Source organism: Allobosea sp. Root670 (assembly GCF_001429415.1).
GTDB classification, from domain to species: Bacteria; Pseudomonadota; Alphaproteobacteria; order Rhizobiales; family Beijerinckiaceae; genus Allobosea; species Allobosea robiniae.
This window is the reverse complement of sequence record NZ_LMJU01000012.1, coordinates 271,728-284,477: the sequence shown is the minus strand read 5'-3', so window position 1 is coordinate 284,477 and position 12,750 is coordinate 271,728. Positions and strand designations below refer to the sequence as shown.

13 protein-coding genes are annotated in these 12,750 nt (G+C 65.4%); 8 read left to right on the top strand and 5 right to left on the bottom strand.

What is annotated here, in order from left to right; genetic code table 11:
- Positions 1 to 114 precede the first annotated feature (114 nt).
- The 7 genes from ASE61_RS11290 (at position 115) to ASE61_RS11260 (ending at position 6,530) form a co-directional block, all read left to right on the top strand.
- A complete protein-coding gene (locus tag ASE61_RS11290; protein WP_061967292.1) occupies positions 115 to 441 on the top strand; it encodes a cupin domain-containing protein in 327 nt (108 codons plus the stop codon).
- Between the two features lie 409 nt (positions 442 to 850).
- A complete protein-coding gene (locus ASE61_RS11285; RefSeq protein WP_061966965.1) occupies positions 851 to 1,774 on the top strand; it encodes an ABC transporter permease subunit in 924 nt (307 codons plus the stop codon).
- Between the two features lie 4 nt (positions 1,775 to 1,778).
- Entirely contained in the window at positions 1,779 to 3,164 is a 1,386-nt protein-coding gene (livM, locus tag ASE61_RS11280) for a high-affinity branched-chain amino acid ABC transporter permease LivM (RefSeq protein ID WP_061966964.1), read from the top strand.
- Between the two features lie 5 nt (positions 3,165 to 3,169).
- Entirely contained in the window at positions 3,170 to 4,030 is an 861-nt protein-coding gene (locus tag ASE61_RS11275; protein ID WP_061967290.1) for an ABC transporter ATP-binding protein, read from the top strand.
- Complete coding sequence (locus ASE61_RS11270; protein ID WP_061966963.1) at positions 4,027 to 4,782, top strand: ABC transporter ATP-binding protein; 756 nt, start codon at positions 4,027 to 4,029, stop codon at positions 4,780 to 4,782. Before ASE61_RS11275 ends, ASE61_RS11270 begins: the two co-directional genes overlap by 4 nt.
- A 127-nt stretch (positions 4,783 to 4,909) precedes the next feature.
- Positions 4,910 to 5,284, top strand: a complete 375-nt coding sequence (locus ASE61_RS11265) for a DUF6867 family protein (RefSeq protein WP_061966962.1) — start codon at positions 4,910 to 4,912, stop codon at positions 5,282 to 5,284.
- Positions 5,285 to 5,414: 130 nt separating this feature from the next.
- On the top strand, positions 5,415 to 6,530 hold the full coding sequence (locus ASE61_RS11260) for a branched-chain amino acid ABC transporter substrate-binding protein (RefSeq protein WP_061966961.1): 1,116 nt from the start codon (positions 5,415 to 5,417) through the stop codon (positions 6,528 to 6,530).
- 150 nt (positions 6,531 to 6,680) lie between these two features.
- On the opposite strand, the gene ASE61_RS11255 is transcribed toward ASE61_RS11260, so the two are convergent.
- From ASE61_RS11255 to ASE61_RS11235, 5 genes are read right to left on the bottom strand one after another with little or no spacing between them, the layout of a single operon-like run.
- On the bottom strand, positions 6,681 to 7,259 hold the full coding sequence (locus ASE61_RS11255; protein ID WP_061966960.1) for an RBBP9/YdeN family alpha/beta hydrolase: 579 nt from the start codon (positions 7,257 to 7,259) through the stop codon (positions 6,681 to 6,683).
- A gap of 39 nt (positions 7,260 to 7,298) precedes the next feature.
- Complete coding sequence (gene purB, locus ASE61_RS11250) at positions 7,299 to 8,606, bottom strand: adenylosuccinate lyase (protein ID WP_061966959.1); 1,308 nt, start codon at positions 8,604 to 8,606, stop codon at positions 7,299 to 7,301.
- A 37-nt stretch (positions 8,607 to 8,643) separates the two neighbouring features.
- On the bottom strand, positions 8,644 to 9,327 hold the full coding sequence (rpe, locus tag ASE61_RS11245) for a ribulose-phosphate 3-epimerase (RefSeq protein ID WP_061966958.1): 684 nt from the start codon (positions 9,325 to 9,327) through the stop codon (positions 8,644 to 8,646).
- Between the two features lie 36 nt (positions 9,328 to 9,363).
- Entirely contained in the window at positions 9,364 to 10,047 is a 684-nt protein-coding gene (locus ASE61_RS11240; protein ID WP_244492801.1) for a glutathione S-transferase family protein, read from the bottom strand.
- A 44-nt stretch (positions 10,048 to 10,091) separates the two neighbouring features.
- Positions 10,092 to 11,063: a hypothetical protein gene (locus ASE61_RS11235; RefSeq protein WP_061966957.1), complete on the bottom strand. Its 972-nt coding sequence runs from the start codon at positions 11,061 to 11,063 to the stop codon at positions 10,092 to 10,094.
- Between the two features lie 264 nt (positions 11,064 to 11,327).
- Here ASE61_RS11235 and ASE61_RS11230 point away from each other — a divergent pair, with 264 nt between their 5' ends.
- Positions 11,328 to 12,578: an NAD(P)/FAD-dependent oxidoreductase gene (locus ASE61_RS11230; protein ID WP_061966956.1), complete on the top strand. Its 1,251-nt coding sequence runs from the start codon at positions 11,328 to 11,330 to the stop codon at positions 12,576 to 12,578.
- Positions 12,579 to 12,750: the final 172 nt, after the last annotated feature.

The following is a 12,750-nucleotide window of genomic DNA, read 5'->3' as shown; positions in this document are numbered from 1 at the left end:
GCAACTTGATATCGTGATGGCGATCCATCAGGCTGGGGCGATGTCGGCTGCCAGCGGCCGGGCCGGAGCCTGATCGGGACTGTGGCCGTCGGCGTTCCGCCCATGGAGATCCCGATGGCCTTCACCTGCACGATTCCCGCCGCGCCGACTGTCCAGCAGGACGACGAGAAGATCAGGATCACCCGCTGGGATTTCGAGCCCGGCGCCGTGACCGGCTGGCACGAGCATGGCTGGCCCTATTTCGTCATCATGCTGACCGCCGGAACGCTGCGTATCCATAACGGAACGGATGTCTCCGACGTGCCGCTGGCGCAGGGCCAAGCCTATATGCGCCCGGCCGGCATCCGCCACGACGTCATGAACGGCTCGGATCATCCGATCGCCTTCGTCGAGATCGAGGTGAAGCAGCCCGGAGCCCTCAAGGAACTCTCGCTGCCGTGACGGCAGCCGCCCGATGACCGGCCTCGGAAGCACTGCCGAGCCCACGGCTTCGCAGCGCCCTCCCATGCATTTTTCCGATCCAACAATCGACTTTTCGTATTCGTCTTTTGGATAACCTGCACTCAGGCGCATGGCAGACCATCACCGCCGCGATGGCAGGAAATGCGATCGGAGCGAGTTTTCACAGCCTGCAACGCAATCATCATGCGTATAACACCCGCTGCTTCGCAGAGAATTCTGCACATTTTCAGGGCAGGTCGTTCGTAATTGCTTTTGACAGAAATTTGGCGCGGAGCGATTGTCCCCGGCACGAGCCGTTGGTAGCTCTGCACGGCAATCGCATCCCGCATGCGCCGGCGTCATGCCGGTGACGAGAACGGGAGCTGGTTCGAGGGGTCGGCGTTTTTCAATGGAAGTCTTCCTGCAGCAGCTCATCAACGGGCTGACACTGGGATCGATCTACGGTCTCATCGCCATCGGCTATACGATGGTCTTCGGCATCATCGGCATGGTGAACTTCGCCCACGGCGATATTTTCATGCTCTCCGCCTTCATCGCGCTGATCTTCTTCATGCTGATCACGGCGGTGGTCGGCACCGGCGCCGGCATGGTCATGCTGGCGCTGGTCGTGGTGCTCGGCCTGGCGATGTTCGTCACCTCGCTGTGGAACTGGACGATCGAGCGCGTCGCCTACCGGCCCTTGCGCGGCTCCTTCCGCCTGGCGCCGCTGATCTCGGCGATCGGCATGTCGATCTTCCTGATGAACTTCGTGCAGGTCGTGCAGGGCCCGCGCAACAAATCGATCCCGCCGCTGCTCAACAAGTCGATCACTCTGATCGAGAGCACGACCTATTCGGTCCAGATCTCCTACAAGCAGATCGTCATCATCCTGACGACGGCGGTGCTGCTCGCGGCCTTCTGGTACATCGTGCAGAAGACGCCGCTCGGCCGCGCCCAGCGCGCCTGCGAGCAGGATCGCAAGATGGCGGCGCTGCTCGGCATCGACGTCGACCGCACGATCTCGATCACCTTCGTCATGGGCGCGGCGCTCGCGGCGGTGGCCGGTGTGATGTATCTCGTGCTCTACGGCGTCGTGAACTTCGCCGACGGCTTCGTGCCCGGCGTGAAGGCCTTCACGGCGGCGGTGCTCGGCGGCATCGGTTCCCTGCCCGGCGCGGTGATCGGCGGATTGCTGATCGGCCTGATCGAGGTGATGTGGTCGGCCTATTTCACCATCGACTACAAGGACGTCGCCGCCTTCGCCATCCTGGCGATCGTGCTGGTCTTCATGCCCTCCGGCCTGCTCGGGCGCCCGGAAGTCGAGAAGGTCTGAGACCATGGCGAACAATCCGACCGCAAACCCGGCCGCTCCCGGCCGCGACCTGAAGGCGGCCTTCAAGGAGGCCGGCTTCGCCGCCTTCGTGACGCTCGGCCTCTGCATCCCGATCATCGCCTGGGGCACGCGCCAGAACATGGACAACGTCCTGGTCCTGGATCCGCGCTGGGATGCCGTCGCCTGGGCGGTGGGCATCGTCTTCGTCGGCCGCTTCCTGGTCGCGCTGCGCAAGCAGGGCCGGCAGGAAGGCAAGGCCGCGCTGCGCATCCTGCCGCACGGCACCATCGCCTTCTTCCAGCGCCACTCCCGCGTCTTCTCGCTGTTCGGGCTCGGCTTCCTCGCCACCTTCCCGGCGATCGCGATCGGGCTCGCCGGTTGGGGCGGCGCGCTGAAATGGATCGACAATTTCGGCGTCCAGATCCTGATCTACGTCATGCTCGGCTGGGGCCTGAACATCGTCGTCGGCCTCGCCGGCCTGCTCGATCTCGGCTATGTCGCCTTCTATGCCGTCGGCGCCTATTCCTACGCGTTGCTGGCCAAGAATTTCGGCCTGTCCTTCTGGCTCCTGCTGCCGCTCGCCGGCATCCTCGCCGCCTTCTGGGGCATGCTGCTCGGCTTCCCCGTCCTGCGCCTGCGCGGCGACTATCTCGCCATCGTGACGCTGGCCTTCGGCGAGATCATCCGCCTCGTCCTGATCAACTGGACCGAGTTCTCGAACGGCTATGCCGGCATTTCCGGCATTCCGCGCCCCACCTTCTTCGGCATTCCCTTCACGGCGGCGGACGATGGTTTCGCCGCCGTTTTCGGTCTGGAGTTCACGCCGCTCTACCGAACGATCTTCCTCTACTACCTGATCTTGTGCCTGGCGCTGCTGACCGCCTTCGTCACGCTGCGCCTGCGGCGGCTGCCGGTCGGGCGCGCCTGGGAGGCCCTGCGCGAGGACGAGATCGCCTGCCGCTCGCTCGGCATCAACACCACCAACACCAAGCTCACCGCCTTCTCGATCGGCGCCATGTTCGGCGGCTTCGCCGGCGCCTTCTTCTCGGCGCGGCAGGGCTTCATCTCGCCTGAATCCTTCGTCTTCATGGAATCGGCGGTCATCCTCGCCATCGTCGTGCTCGGCGGCATGGGCTCGCTCTGGGGCTGCGCCATCGCGGCGATCGCGATGATCGGCGGTACCGAGCTCCTGCGCGAGCTCGAATGGATGAAGCAGATCTTCGGCAACGACTTCGACCCGACGAAGTACCGCATGCTGATCTTCGGCTTCGCCATGGTGGTGATCATGATCTGGAAGCCGCGCGGCCTGATCTCGACCCGCGAGCCCACCGCCTTCCTCAAGGAGAAGAAGGCGATCTCCGCCGATATGGTGCAGGAGGGACACGGCTGATGGCCATGATCGCTCCCCAGACGACGCCGCAGGGCCGCGCCCTGCTCGAGATCGAGCAGGTCACCATGCGCTTCGGCGGCCTCACCGCCGTCAACGCCCTCTCCTTCCAGGCCCACAAGGGCGAGATCACCGCGTTGATCGGCCCTAATGGTGCCGGCAAGACCACCTGCTTCAACTGCATCACCGGCTTCTACAAGCCGACGCAGGGCATGGTCTCGCTCAACCATGACGACGGGTCTAGCTACCTGCTCGAGCGCATGCCGGACTTCCGCATCTCCTGGAAGGCCAAGGTCGCCCGCACCTTCCAGAACATCCGCCTGTTCGGCGGCATGACGGTGCTGGAGAACCTGCTCGTCGCCCAGCACAACCCGCTGATGCTGGCCTCAGGCTTCACCTTCCTCGGCGTGCTCGGCATTGGCGGCTACAAGGCCAGCGAGAAGCGGGCGATCGAGAAAGCCAAATTCTGGCTCGACAAGATCAACCTGACCCACCGCGCCGACGATCCCGCTGCCGACCTGCCCTATGGCGACCAGCGCCGGCTGGAGATCGCGCGGGCCATGTGCACGGACCCGGTCCTGCTCTGCCTCGACGAGCCGGCCGCGGGCCTCAACCCGCGCGAAAGCCTCGACCTCAACAATCTCCTGCTCTCGATCCGCAAGGACCTGGGCACGGCGCTGCTGCTGATCGAGCACGACATGTCGGTCGTCATGGAAATCTCGGACCACGTCGTGGTTCTCGACTACGGCACCAAGATCGCCGACGGCACGCCGGCCGAAGTACAGGCCGATCCCAAAGTCATCGCCGCCTATCTCGGCGTCGACGACGAGGAGGTCGAAGAGGTCGAAGCGGAGGTCGGCATCTCGTGACTGCAGCCCAGCCTGAAACTCAGCCTCCCGCCCAGCCCCTTCTGGCCGTCCGTGGCGTCAAGACCTATTACGGCAAGATCATCGCGCTGAAGGGCGTCGACATCGACGTCAACCCCGGCGAGATCGTCACCATGATCGGCGCTAACGGCGCCGGAAAATCGACGCTGATGATGACGATCTTCGGCAATCCGCAGGCCCGCGAAGGCTCGGTCACCTATGAGGGCCGCGACATCACGCGGATGCCGAGCCACCAGATCGCGAGGCTGGGGATCGCTCAATCCCCGGAAGGACGCCGCATCTTCCCGCGCATGACGGTGTACGAGAACCTGCAGATGGGCGCCGCCGTCCGCAATTTCGAGAACTTCGACGAGGACCTCGAAAAGATCTGCGTGCTCTTCCCGCGCATCAAGGAGCGCCTGCAGCAGCGCGGCGGCACGCTCTCGGGCGGCGAGCAGCAGATGGTCGCGATCGCGCGCGCCCTGATGGCGCGCCCCAAGCTCCTGCTGCTGGACGAGCCCTCGCTCGGTCTTGCGCCGCTGATCGTGAAGCAGATCTTCGAGGCGATCCGCGAACTCAACCGGACGCAAGGGCTTACCGTCTTCCTGGTCGAGCAGAACGCCTTCCACGCGCTGAAGCTCGCCCATCGCGGCTATGTGATGGTCAACGGCGTCGTCACGATGAGCGGCACCGGCAAGGAACTGCTCGCCAATCCGCAGGTGCGCGCCGCCTATCTCGAAGGCGGCCGGCACTGAGATGAGACGGCGGAGGAGCACCTCTCCTCCGCTGCAACTTTTTGATGAGAGACGGCTGCACGCCACCCATGTCATCGCTGTGGTGATGTCAGCCGCTTCCAAAGCCGCCTGAAGCCGGGAGCACGAGATGCAGGGCATCCTCTACGAAGAACCGACGATCTGGCTCTTCCTGCTGGTGACCGTCGTCATGGGCGGCTGGCTTGCCTGGATGGCGGGCCGCGCCATCGCGCTGACCTGGCGGCCGAACTGGCAGCTCGTCGTCTACATGCTGGTCCTCGGCCTGTTCGTGCGCTTCATCCATTTCGCGCTGTTCGAGGCGACGCTGCTGACCGTCCACTACTACGTCGTCGACACGATCGTGCTTGTCGCCTTCGGCTATGCCGGCTGGCGCTACACCCGCGCCAAGCAGATGACGCGGCAATATCACTGGCTGTTCGAGCCCGCCGGCCCCTTCGGCTGGAAGCCCCGCGCAGGCGCCGTGATCCGGCCCGAACTGCTCTAGGAAATTTGCGAGCTTGTCGCGTGACAGACCATCGGAAAAGCGCAAGACTGCGGCTCACGATGGCCAGAACGCGCCGAGACGGGCGGCCCGTCCAGCCCGTTGATCAATCAATACAGGGGAGTTGCATCACATGAAGAAACTGCTGTTGGGCGGCATTGCACTCGGCGCGGTCCTCGCCTTCTCCGGCATGGCCAACGCGCAGATCAAGCTCGGCGTCGGCGGTCCGATCACCGGCCCGAACGCTGCATTCGGCGCGCAGCTCAAGAACGGTGCCGAGCAGGCCGCCGAGGACATCAACGCCGCCGGCGGCGTCCTCGGCCAGAAGATCGCGGTCAGCGTCGGCGACGACGTCTCCGATCCGAAGCAGGGCGTCTCCGTCGCCAACAAGTTCGTCGGCGACGGCGTGAAATGGGTGGTCGGCCACTTCAACTCCGGCGTCACCATGCCGGCGTCCGAAGTCTATGCCGAGAACGGCATCCTGATGATCTCGCCTTCGGCCACCAACCCGAAGATCACCGAGCGCGGCCTGTGGAACACCTTCCGTGTCTGCGGTCGTGACGACCAGCAGGGCGGCGTTGCGTCGGCCTATCTGCTGAAGAACTTCAAGGACAAGAAGATCGCCGTCGTCCACGACAAGACGACCTATGGCCAGGGTCTCGCCGACGAGACCAAGAAGGGCCTCAACGCCGGCGGCGTCAAGGAAGTGCTCTACGAAGGCATCAATGCCGGCGAGAAGGATTTCTCGGCCCTCGTCTCGAAGATCAAGGCCTCCGGCGCCGACTACCTCTACTGGGGTGGCCTGCACACCGAAGGCGGCCTGATCGTGCGCCAGATGCGCGACCAGGGCCTCAAGACGATCCTCGTCTCCGGCGACGGCATCACCACCGACGAGTTCGCCACGATCGGCGGCCCCGGCGTCGAAGGCACGCTGATGACCTTCCCGCCGGACCCGCAGAAGCGCCCGGAGGCGGCCGCTGTCATCAAGAAGTTCGCGTCCAAGAACTTCAAGCCGGAAGCCTACACGCTCTACAGCTACGCTGCGGTCCAGATCATGGCGGAAGGCGCCAAGCGCGCGAACTCGGTCGATCCGAAGAAGATCGCCGCCGCGCTGCATGGCGGCCAGCCGGTCAAGACGGTGATCGGCGATATCGGCTTCGACAAGAAGGGCGACATCACCCGTCCGGACTACACCGTCTACACCTGGAAGAAGCAGGCCGACGGCAAGATCACCTATGTCGAGAATTGATCTCGGCGGCTGATCCGGCCTCCTGAACGAAAGAGCCCGCCCCGGATCGTCCGGGGCGGGCTTTTCGTTGGCGAACCCGCCATGGCGGGAACCGGTCCGCCGGCTGCTGTTCCGGCAGGTAACCCTGATGACGGCGAAATCGCAGGCCGGCTACTGATTCACTTTCTGCGAAACCACGCTCAAGCTCTTGAGAAACCCTGCGAAACGCAGAAGTCCGTCCGGCCAGGGACCGTGCCCGGATTCGCTGTTGAGATGCCCGCTATCGCCAGCCTCGACGAATTCCGAGCCCCAGGCTTCGGCCAGCGCCCGCGCCTCGTCCGGCGTGCAATAGGGATCGGTCGCACTCGCGATCAGCACCGAGGGGAACGGCAGCTTCTCGCGGCGATGCCCGATGAAATCCGATCCCATGCCGGGGACCGCACCCTTCGCCCTCTCGGAAGCCGGCGCGACCAGGAAGGCGCCCGCGACCTCGCCGGGATGGAGATGCTCGGCGGCGAAGGCGATCGCACTGCAGCCGGCCGAGTGCCCCACGAGCACCACGGGCCGCGTCGCGGAGCGCACGGCCTTCACGATCTCATCGGCCCAGACATGGCGGGAGGGCTTGTACCAGTCCGCCTGCTCGACGCGGCGCGCGGTCTTGAGGCGGGTTTCCCAGCGGCTCTGCCAATGATCGGGCCCGGAGCCCGACCAGCCGGGAACGATGAGGATATCGACGTCGGAGGATTTCATCAGGCCTAGATAGACCTGCCGACGCCGAAGTCCAGAGCGTCACGCCTCGCCGAATACCCGGCGGAAGATCGTGTCGACATGCTTGAAGTGATAGCCCTCGTCGAACATCGCCTTGAGCTCGGAGGCCGAGAGCTTTTCCGCGACGTCCTTGTCGGCCATCAGGTTGGTGAGGAAGTCCTCGCCATGCTCCCAGGTCCGCATCGCGTTGCGCTGGACCAGGGAATAGCTCTCCTCGCGGCTGGCTCCGGCTTGCGTCAGGGCCAGCAGCACGCGCTGCGAATTGTGCAGCCCGCCGAGCCTGTCGAGGTTCTTGCGCATGTTCTGCGGGTAGACCAGCAGCTTGTCGACGACGCCGGTGAGCCGCGCCAGCGCGAAATCGAGCGTCACGGTCGCATCCGGCCCGATCATGCGCTCGACGCTAGAATGCGAGATGTCGCGCTCGTGCCAGAGCGCCACATTCTCGAGCGCCGGCGTGACCATGCCGCGCACGAGGCGGGCAAGCCCGGTCAGGTTCTCGGTGAGCACCGGATTGCGCTTGTGCGGCATCGCCGAGGAGCCCTTCTGGCCCGGCGAGAAAAACTCTTCGGCTTCATAGACTTCGGTGCGCTGCAGATGCCGGATCTCGATCGCCAGGCGCTCCACGCTGGAGGCGACGACGCCCAGCGTCGCGAAATACATCGCGTGCCGGTCGCGCGGGATCACCTGGGTCGAGACCGGCTCGACGGCGAGCCCCATCTTCTCAGCGACATAGGCTTCGACCTGCGGGTCGATATTGGCGAAGGTGCCGACGGCGCCCGAGATGGCGCAGGTCGCGATTTCGGCGCGGGCCGCAATGAGGCGGGCGCGGCAGCGATCGAACTCGGCATAGGCCTGCGCCAGCTTCAGTCCGAAGGTCACCGGCTCGGCATGGATGCCGTGCGAGCGGCCGATGGTCGGGGTCAGCTTGTGCTCGAAGGCGCGGCGGCGGATCGCGGCGAGCAGCGCGTCGACATCGGCGATCAGAATGTCGGTGGCGCGCGCGAGCTGGACCGAAAGCGTCGTGTCGAGGATATCAGACGAGGTCATGCCCTGATGGACGAAGCGCGCCTCCGGCCCGACGATCTCGGCCAGATGCGTCAGGAAGGCGATGACGTCATGCTTGGTGACGCGCTCGATCTCGTCGATGCGCGCAACGTCGAAGACGGCATCCTTGGCCTTGGCCCAGATCGTCGCGGCCGCTTCCTTCGGCACGACGCCGAGTTCCGCGAGCTTGTCGGTCGCATGCGCCTCGATCTCGAACCAGATGCGGAAGCGGGTCTGCGGCTCCCAGATGGCGACCATCTCGGGGCGGGAATAGCGCGGGATCATCTCTGGCCTTCCACTGATGATGTCAGCGTTTCAAATCTCAAACCCACGACCCGCGCGCAGCCTCGGCCGCCTTGCGGATCGCTTCGATATTTCCGGCATAGGCCGAAGGCCCACCCTTGAACACGGCCGAGCCGGCGACCAGCGCATCGGCGCCGGCCTTGACGACCAGCGGCGCGGTCTCGGGCGTCACCCCGCCATCGATCTCGAGTGCGATCGGCCGGTCGCCGATCAGCGCCTTCACCTGCGCGACCTTCTCGACCACCGAGTGGATGAAGCTCTGCCCGCCAAAACCCGGATTGACCGTCATCAACAGGATGAGGTCGACATCCCCGATCAGCGCTTCGGCAGCGCTCGCCGGCGTACCGGGATTGAGGACGATGCCGGCTTGTTTCCCCTGCGCCTTGATCGCCTGCAGCGTGCGGTGCGGATGCGGGCCCGCCTCGACATGGAAGGAGATCAGGTCGGCGCCGGCCTTGGCGAAGGCTTCGATGTAGGGATCGACGGGCGCGATCATCAGATGCACGTCGAAGAACTTCTTGCTGTGCGGGCGGATCGCCTTCAGCACATCCGGGCCGAAGGTGATGTTCGGCACGAAATGCCCGTCCATCACGTCGCAGTGGATCCAGTCGGCACCTGCGGCGTCGATCGCGCGCACCTCCTCGCCGAGCTTGGCGAAATCGGCCGAGAGGATCGACGGGGCGATGCGGATGGGGCTGGTCATGGCCGGGGGTTTAACGCCCCAAGCCGCCTGCCGCAATCAGGCGGAGCGCAGTTTCACCGGAAAGGACAGCCTGCGGTCCGCTTCCGCCATCTCGGCGACAACTTGCGCGAAAGCCGGACGCAGCTTCAAGCGCGCATACCACTCGGCCAGCCCCGGATAGCCATCGAGCGACGGCCCGCCCAGGCGGCGGATGAAGAGCACGCTCATGAACAGGGCGATATCGGCCACGGAAAGCCGGCCACCGAAGAACGGACGCCCCGCCAGCTTCTGCTCCAGCACGTCGTAATGGCGCAGCAGCCCCTCCTCGGCGATCAGCGCGTCGGCCTCCTGCGCGATGCGGCGGTCGCGATCCGGCGCGGGCGGCTCGGTGCGATGCATCAAGGGCTTCAGGGCCTGGAACAGGATCTCGTCGCCATAGAGCTCGTCGAGCCGGCAACGCGCCCGCTCGACGGGTGAATCCGGCATCAGCTTCGGCTCGGGATAGGCCTCGTCGAGATATTCGTTGATCACCGTGGAATCGTAGAGCACGAGCCCGCAATCGGTCAGCACCGGCACCTGCCGCTTCGGATTGAGCGCCAAGACCTCGGGATGCCGGGGATCGTAGCCGGTCGTCTGGTTGAACGGCACCACGACGCGCTGGAAGGCGAGGCCCTTCTCGGTCAGCGCGATCTCGACCTTGCGTGAGAACAGGCTCAGCGGCCCGGAATAGAGGGTGATCATGGCGCGGCTCTCCTGCGACGGAGAAAGCCTCGCAAGCCCCTGCGTCAGCGCCCGTCAGCAGCCTCCCGGCGCCGGATATGGGCCGCGATGCCGCCAAGCAGCCAGGGCAGCAGGTAGATCGGGAACTGTGCCAGAGCGAAATAGAGGAAGGTCTTCGGCGAGACGCCCGCCCCCAGCGCTGCGACGAGAAGGCCCATGTTCCGCTGCCCGGCGCCGTAACCGATCATGAAGCGCTCGGAGGCTGGCAGCCGCCGCAGAATAATCCAGCTCGAGATCAGGCCCGCGGCCGAAACCGCGAAGACGCAACCGAGCACGAACAGGACGAGTCTGGGATCGTCGAGCGCAGCGTTGGTCACGCCGTCCATCGCGGCGATGGCGAAGATGAAATACATCAGCACGCCGAAGCCATCGAGATTGGCCTTCATCGCCTTGACGCGCGCCAGCCCAAGCCACATCCGGATCGCGGCAGCCACCGCCATGCCGCCGCCGATGAAGATCAGCAGGCGCAGCGTCAGCGCCCAGCGATCGAGAGGGACCGCCCCCCCGGCGAGCAGTTCGACCATGATCGGTGCGACGATCGGGCTCACGATCGTGGTCAGGATGACGCTGGCGATGATCAGCGAGGGCTCGAAGCCGTAGAGGATAGCGACCGCCGGCGAGGACATGATCGGCGGCGCCGCGCCCATGATGGCGAGCCCGAGCACGATGCCGGGATCGAGATTTTCGCGCCCGACCAGCAGGAGCGCTCCACCGATCAGCAGCACCGGCCCGGCGATCAGCCAGAGGCAGCTCGCAGCGAGCTTGGCCGGGCGCCGGAGCAGCCCGAGCGTCACGCTCATGTCGAGCCGCATGAACACGACCGTGGTGAAGCAGAAGATCGTGATCGGCAGCGCCGGCCGCGCCATCGCCGAGAATTGCGGCAGTGCCAGGCCCAGGAAGATCGAGAGCGCGAAGCCTTGCGTGCCGTGACGGCCAAGCCACGCGAGCGCGGCAGCGAGGAAGGCGGCAGGGTGCATCGGTTGGGCTCTGGAATCACGCGCGAGACAGACGCACACTGGCTGAAGGTGCGCCCAGCGTCACCTGCGGGGAAGGCAGCCCGGTCCTGCGCCGGCACAAAATTGCGCACTGGACAGCCAAAAACAAGACGTCATGGACCCATCCCAAAAACAGACGCAGAAATTGCGAAAGATTGCGCTGTTTCGCGCAAAATCCGGTCGTGACGCTGACAAGCCCGCGCAAACCGCTATCCTTGCGGGAAAAGGGGTTGGCAGGAGCAGGTCATGAAGGTGGATACGATCGTTCTCGGCGCCGGTGTCGTCGGCATTTCGGTCGCGCTTCATCTCCAGAAGGCCGGGCGCGCCACCTTGCTGGTCGACCGTCGCGCTCCGGGCGAGGAAACCAGCTACGGCAATGCCGGCCTGATCCAGCGCGAGGGCGTCTACCCTTACGGCTTCCCGCATGATTTCGGCGCGCTCATCCGCTACGCGATGAACAACACCATCGACGCACATTACCATTGGAGCGCGATCCCGAAGCTCGCCCCGTTCCTGTTCTCCTACTGGATGCATTCGCGCGCCTCGCAGCACGAGGCGATCGCCCATAAATACGCGACGCTGATCGAGCACTGCGTCACCGAGCATGACGCCCTCGCACAGGAAGCCGGCGCCACCAACCTGCTGCGCCGCGACGGCTGGATGAAGGTATTCCGCACCGAGAAGGAGCGCGACACCCGCCTCGCCGAGGCCGCCCGCTGGAACCGCGAATTCGGCCTGAACTATCGCGCGCTCGACATGGCGACCCTCAAGGCCGAGGAACCGCATCTCGACCATGGCAGCCTGATCGGCGGCCTGCACTGGACCGACCCGACGACCGTCGTCGATCCGCTCGGCCTGTCGAAGGCCTATGTCGCGCTGTTCGAGAAGCTCGGCGGGAAGCTCGCCATCGGCGATGCCGGCACGCTCCAGCAGAACGGCGCCGGCTGGACCGTCACCCTCGCCGACGGCACCACGGCCGAGGCCAAGGATGTCGTCGTCGCGCTCGGCCCCTGGGCCGATGTGCTCAGCAACAAGCTCGGCTACCGCCTGCCGCTCGCGGTCAAGCGCGGCTATCACATGCATTACAAGCCGCAGGGCAATGCCGTGCTCAACCATCCGGTGCTCGACACCGAGCGCGGCTATTTCCTGGCCCCGATGCTGCAGGGCGTGCGCCTGACCACCGGTGCCGAATTCGCCGACCGAGACGCGCCGAAAACGCCGGTGCAGCTCGCCCGCGCCGAGCCGATCGCCAAGGCCCTGTTCCCGCTCGGTGAGCGTCTCGATGCCGAGCCCTGGCTCGGCCGCCGCCCCTGTACGCCTGACATGATGCCGATCATCGGCCCTGCGCCGAAGCACAAGGGCCTGTGGTTCTCCTTCGGCCACGCCCATCACGGCCTGACGCTGGCTGCTGTCACCGGCCGCATGATCGCGGAAATGGTGACCGGCCAGAAGGTTTTCGTGGACCCGGCTCCGTTTGCGCCGGCGCGGTTCGCCTGAGGCGCACGCCCGCTGAAGAGCACTGTCATCCCGTGCGCGCCGCAGCGTGCAACGCTGCTGCGCAGACACGGGACCGCCACCCGGAAAAGGCGCCCTCTCGTCGCACGATCCCGCATCTGCGCAGCAGCACTGCGTGCCGCAGCGCGTGCGGGATGACACTATGGCAGCGCAT

Coding starts and splice junctions, on each gene's coding strand:
- ASE61_RS11290 (WP_061967292.1), top strand. CDS start 115: ATGGCCTTCACCTGCACGATTCCCGCCGCGCCGACTGTCCAGCAGGAC.
- ASE61_RS11285 (WP_061966965.1), top strand. CDS start 851: ATGGAAGTCTTCCTGCAGCAGCTCATCAACGGGCTGACACTGGGATCG.
- livM (WP_061966964.1), top strand. CDS start 1,779: ATGGCGAACAATCCGACCGCAAACCCGGCCGCTCCCGGCCGCGACCTG.
- ASE61_RS11275 (WP_061967290.1), top strand. CDS start 3,170: ATGATCGCTCCCCAGACGACGCCGCAGGGCCGCGCCCTGCTCGAGATC.
- ASE61_RS11265 (WP_061966962.1), top strand. CDS start 4,910: ATGCAGGGCATCCTCTACGAAGAACCGACGATCTGGCTCTTCCTGCTG.
- ASE61_RS11260 (WP_061966961.1), top strand. CDS start 5,415: ATGAAGAAACTGCTGTTGGGCGGCATTGCACTCGGCGCGGTCCTCGCC.
- ASE61_RS11255 (WP_061966960.1), bottom strand. CDS start 7,259: ATGAAATCCTCCGACGTCGATATCCTCATCGTTCCCGGCTGGTCGGGC.
- purB (WP_061966959.1), bottom strand. CDS start 8,606: ATGATCCCGCGCTATTCCCGCCCCGAGATGGTCGCCATCTGGGAGCCG.
- rpe (WP_061966958.1), bottom strand. CDS start 9,327: ATGACCAGCCCCATCCGCATCGCCCCGTCGATCCTCTCGGCCGATTTC.
- ASE61_RS11240 (WP_244492801.1), bottom strand. CDS start 10,047: ATGATCACCCTCTATTCCGGGCCGCTGAGCCTGTTCTCACGCAAGGTC.
- ASE61_RS11235 (WP_061966957.1), bottom strand. CDS start 11,063: ATGCACCCTGCCGCCTTCCTCGCTGCCGCGCTCGCGTGGCTTGGCCGT.
- ASE61_RS11230 (WP_061966956.1), top strand. CDS start 11,328: ATGAAGGTGGATACGATCGTTCTCGGCGCCGGTGTCGTCGGCATTTCG.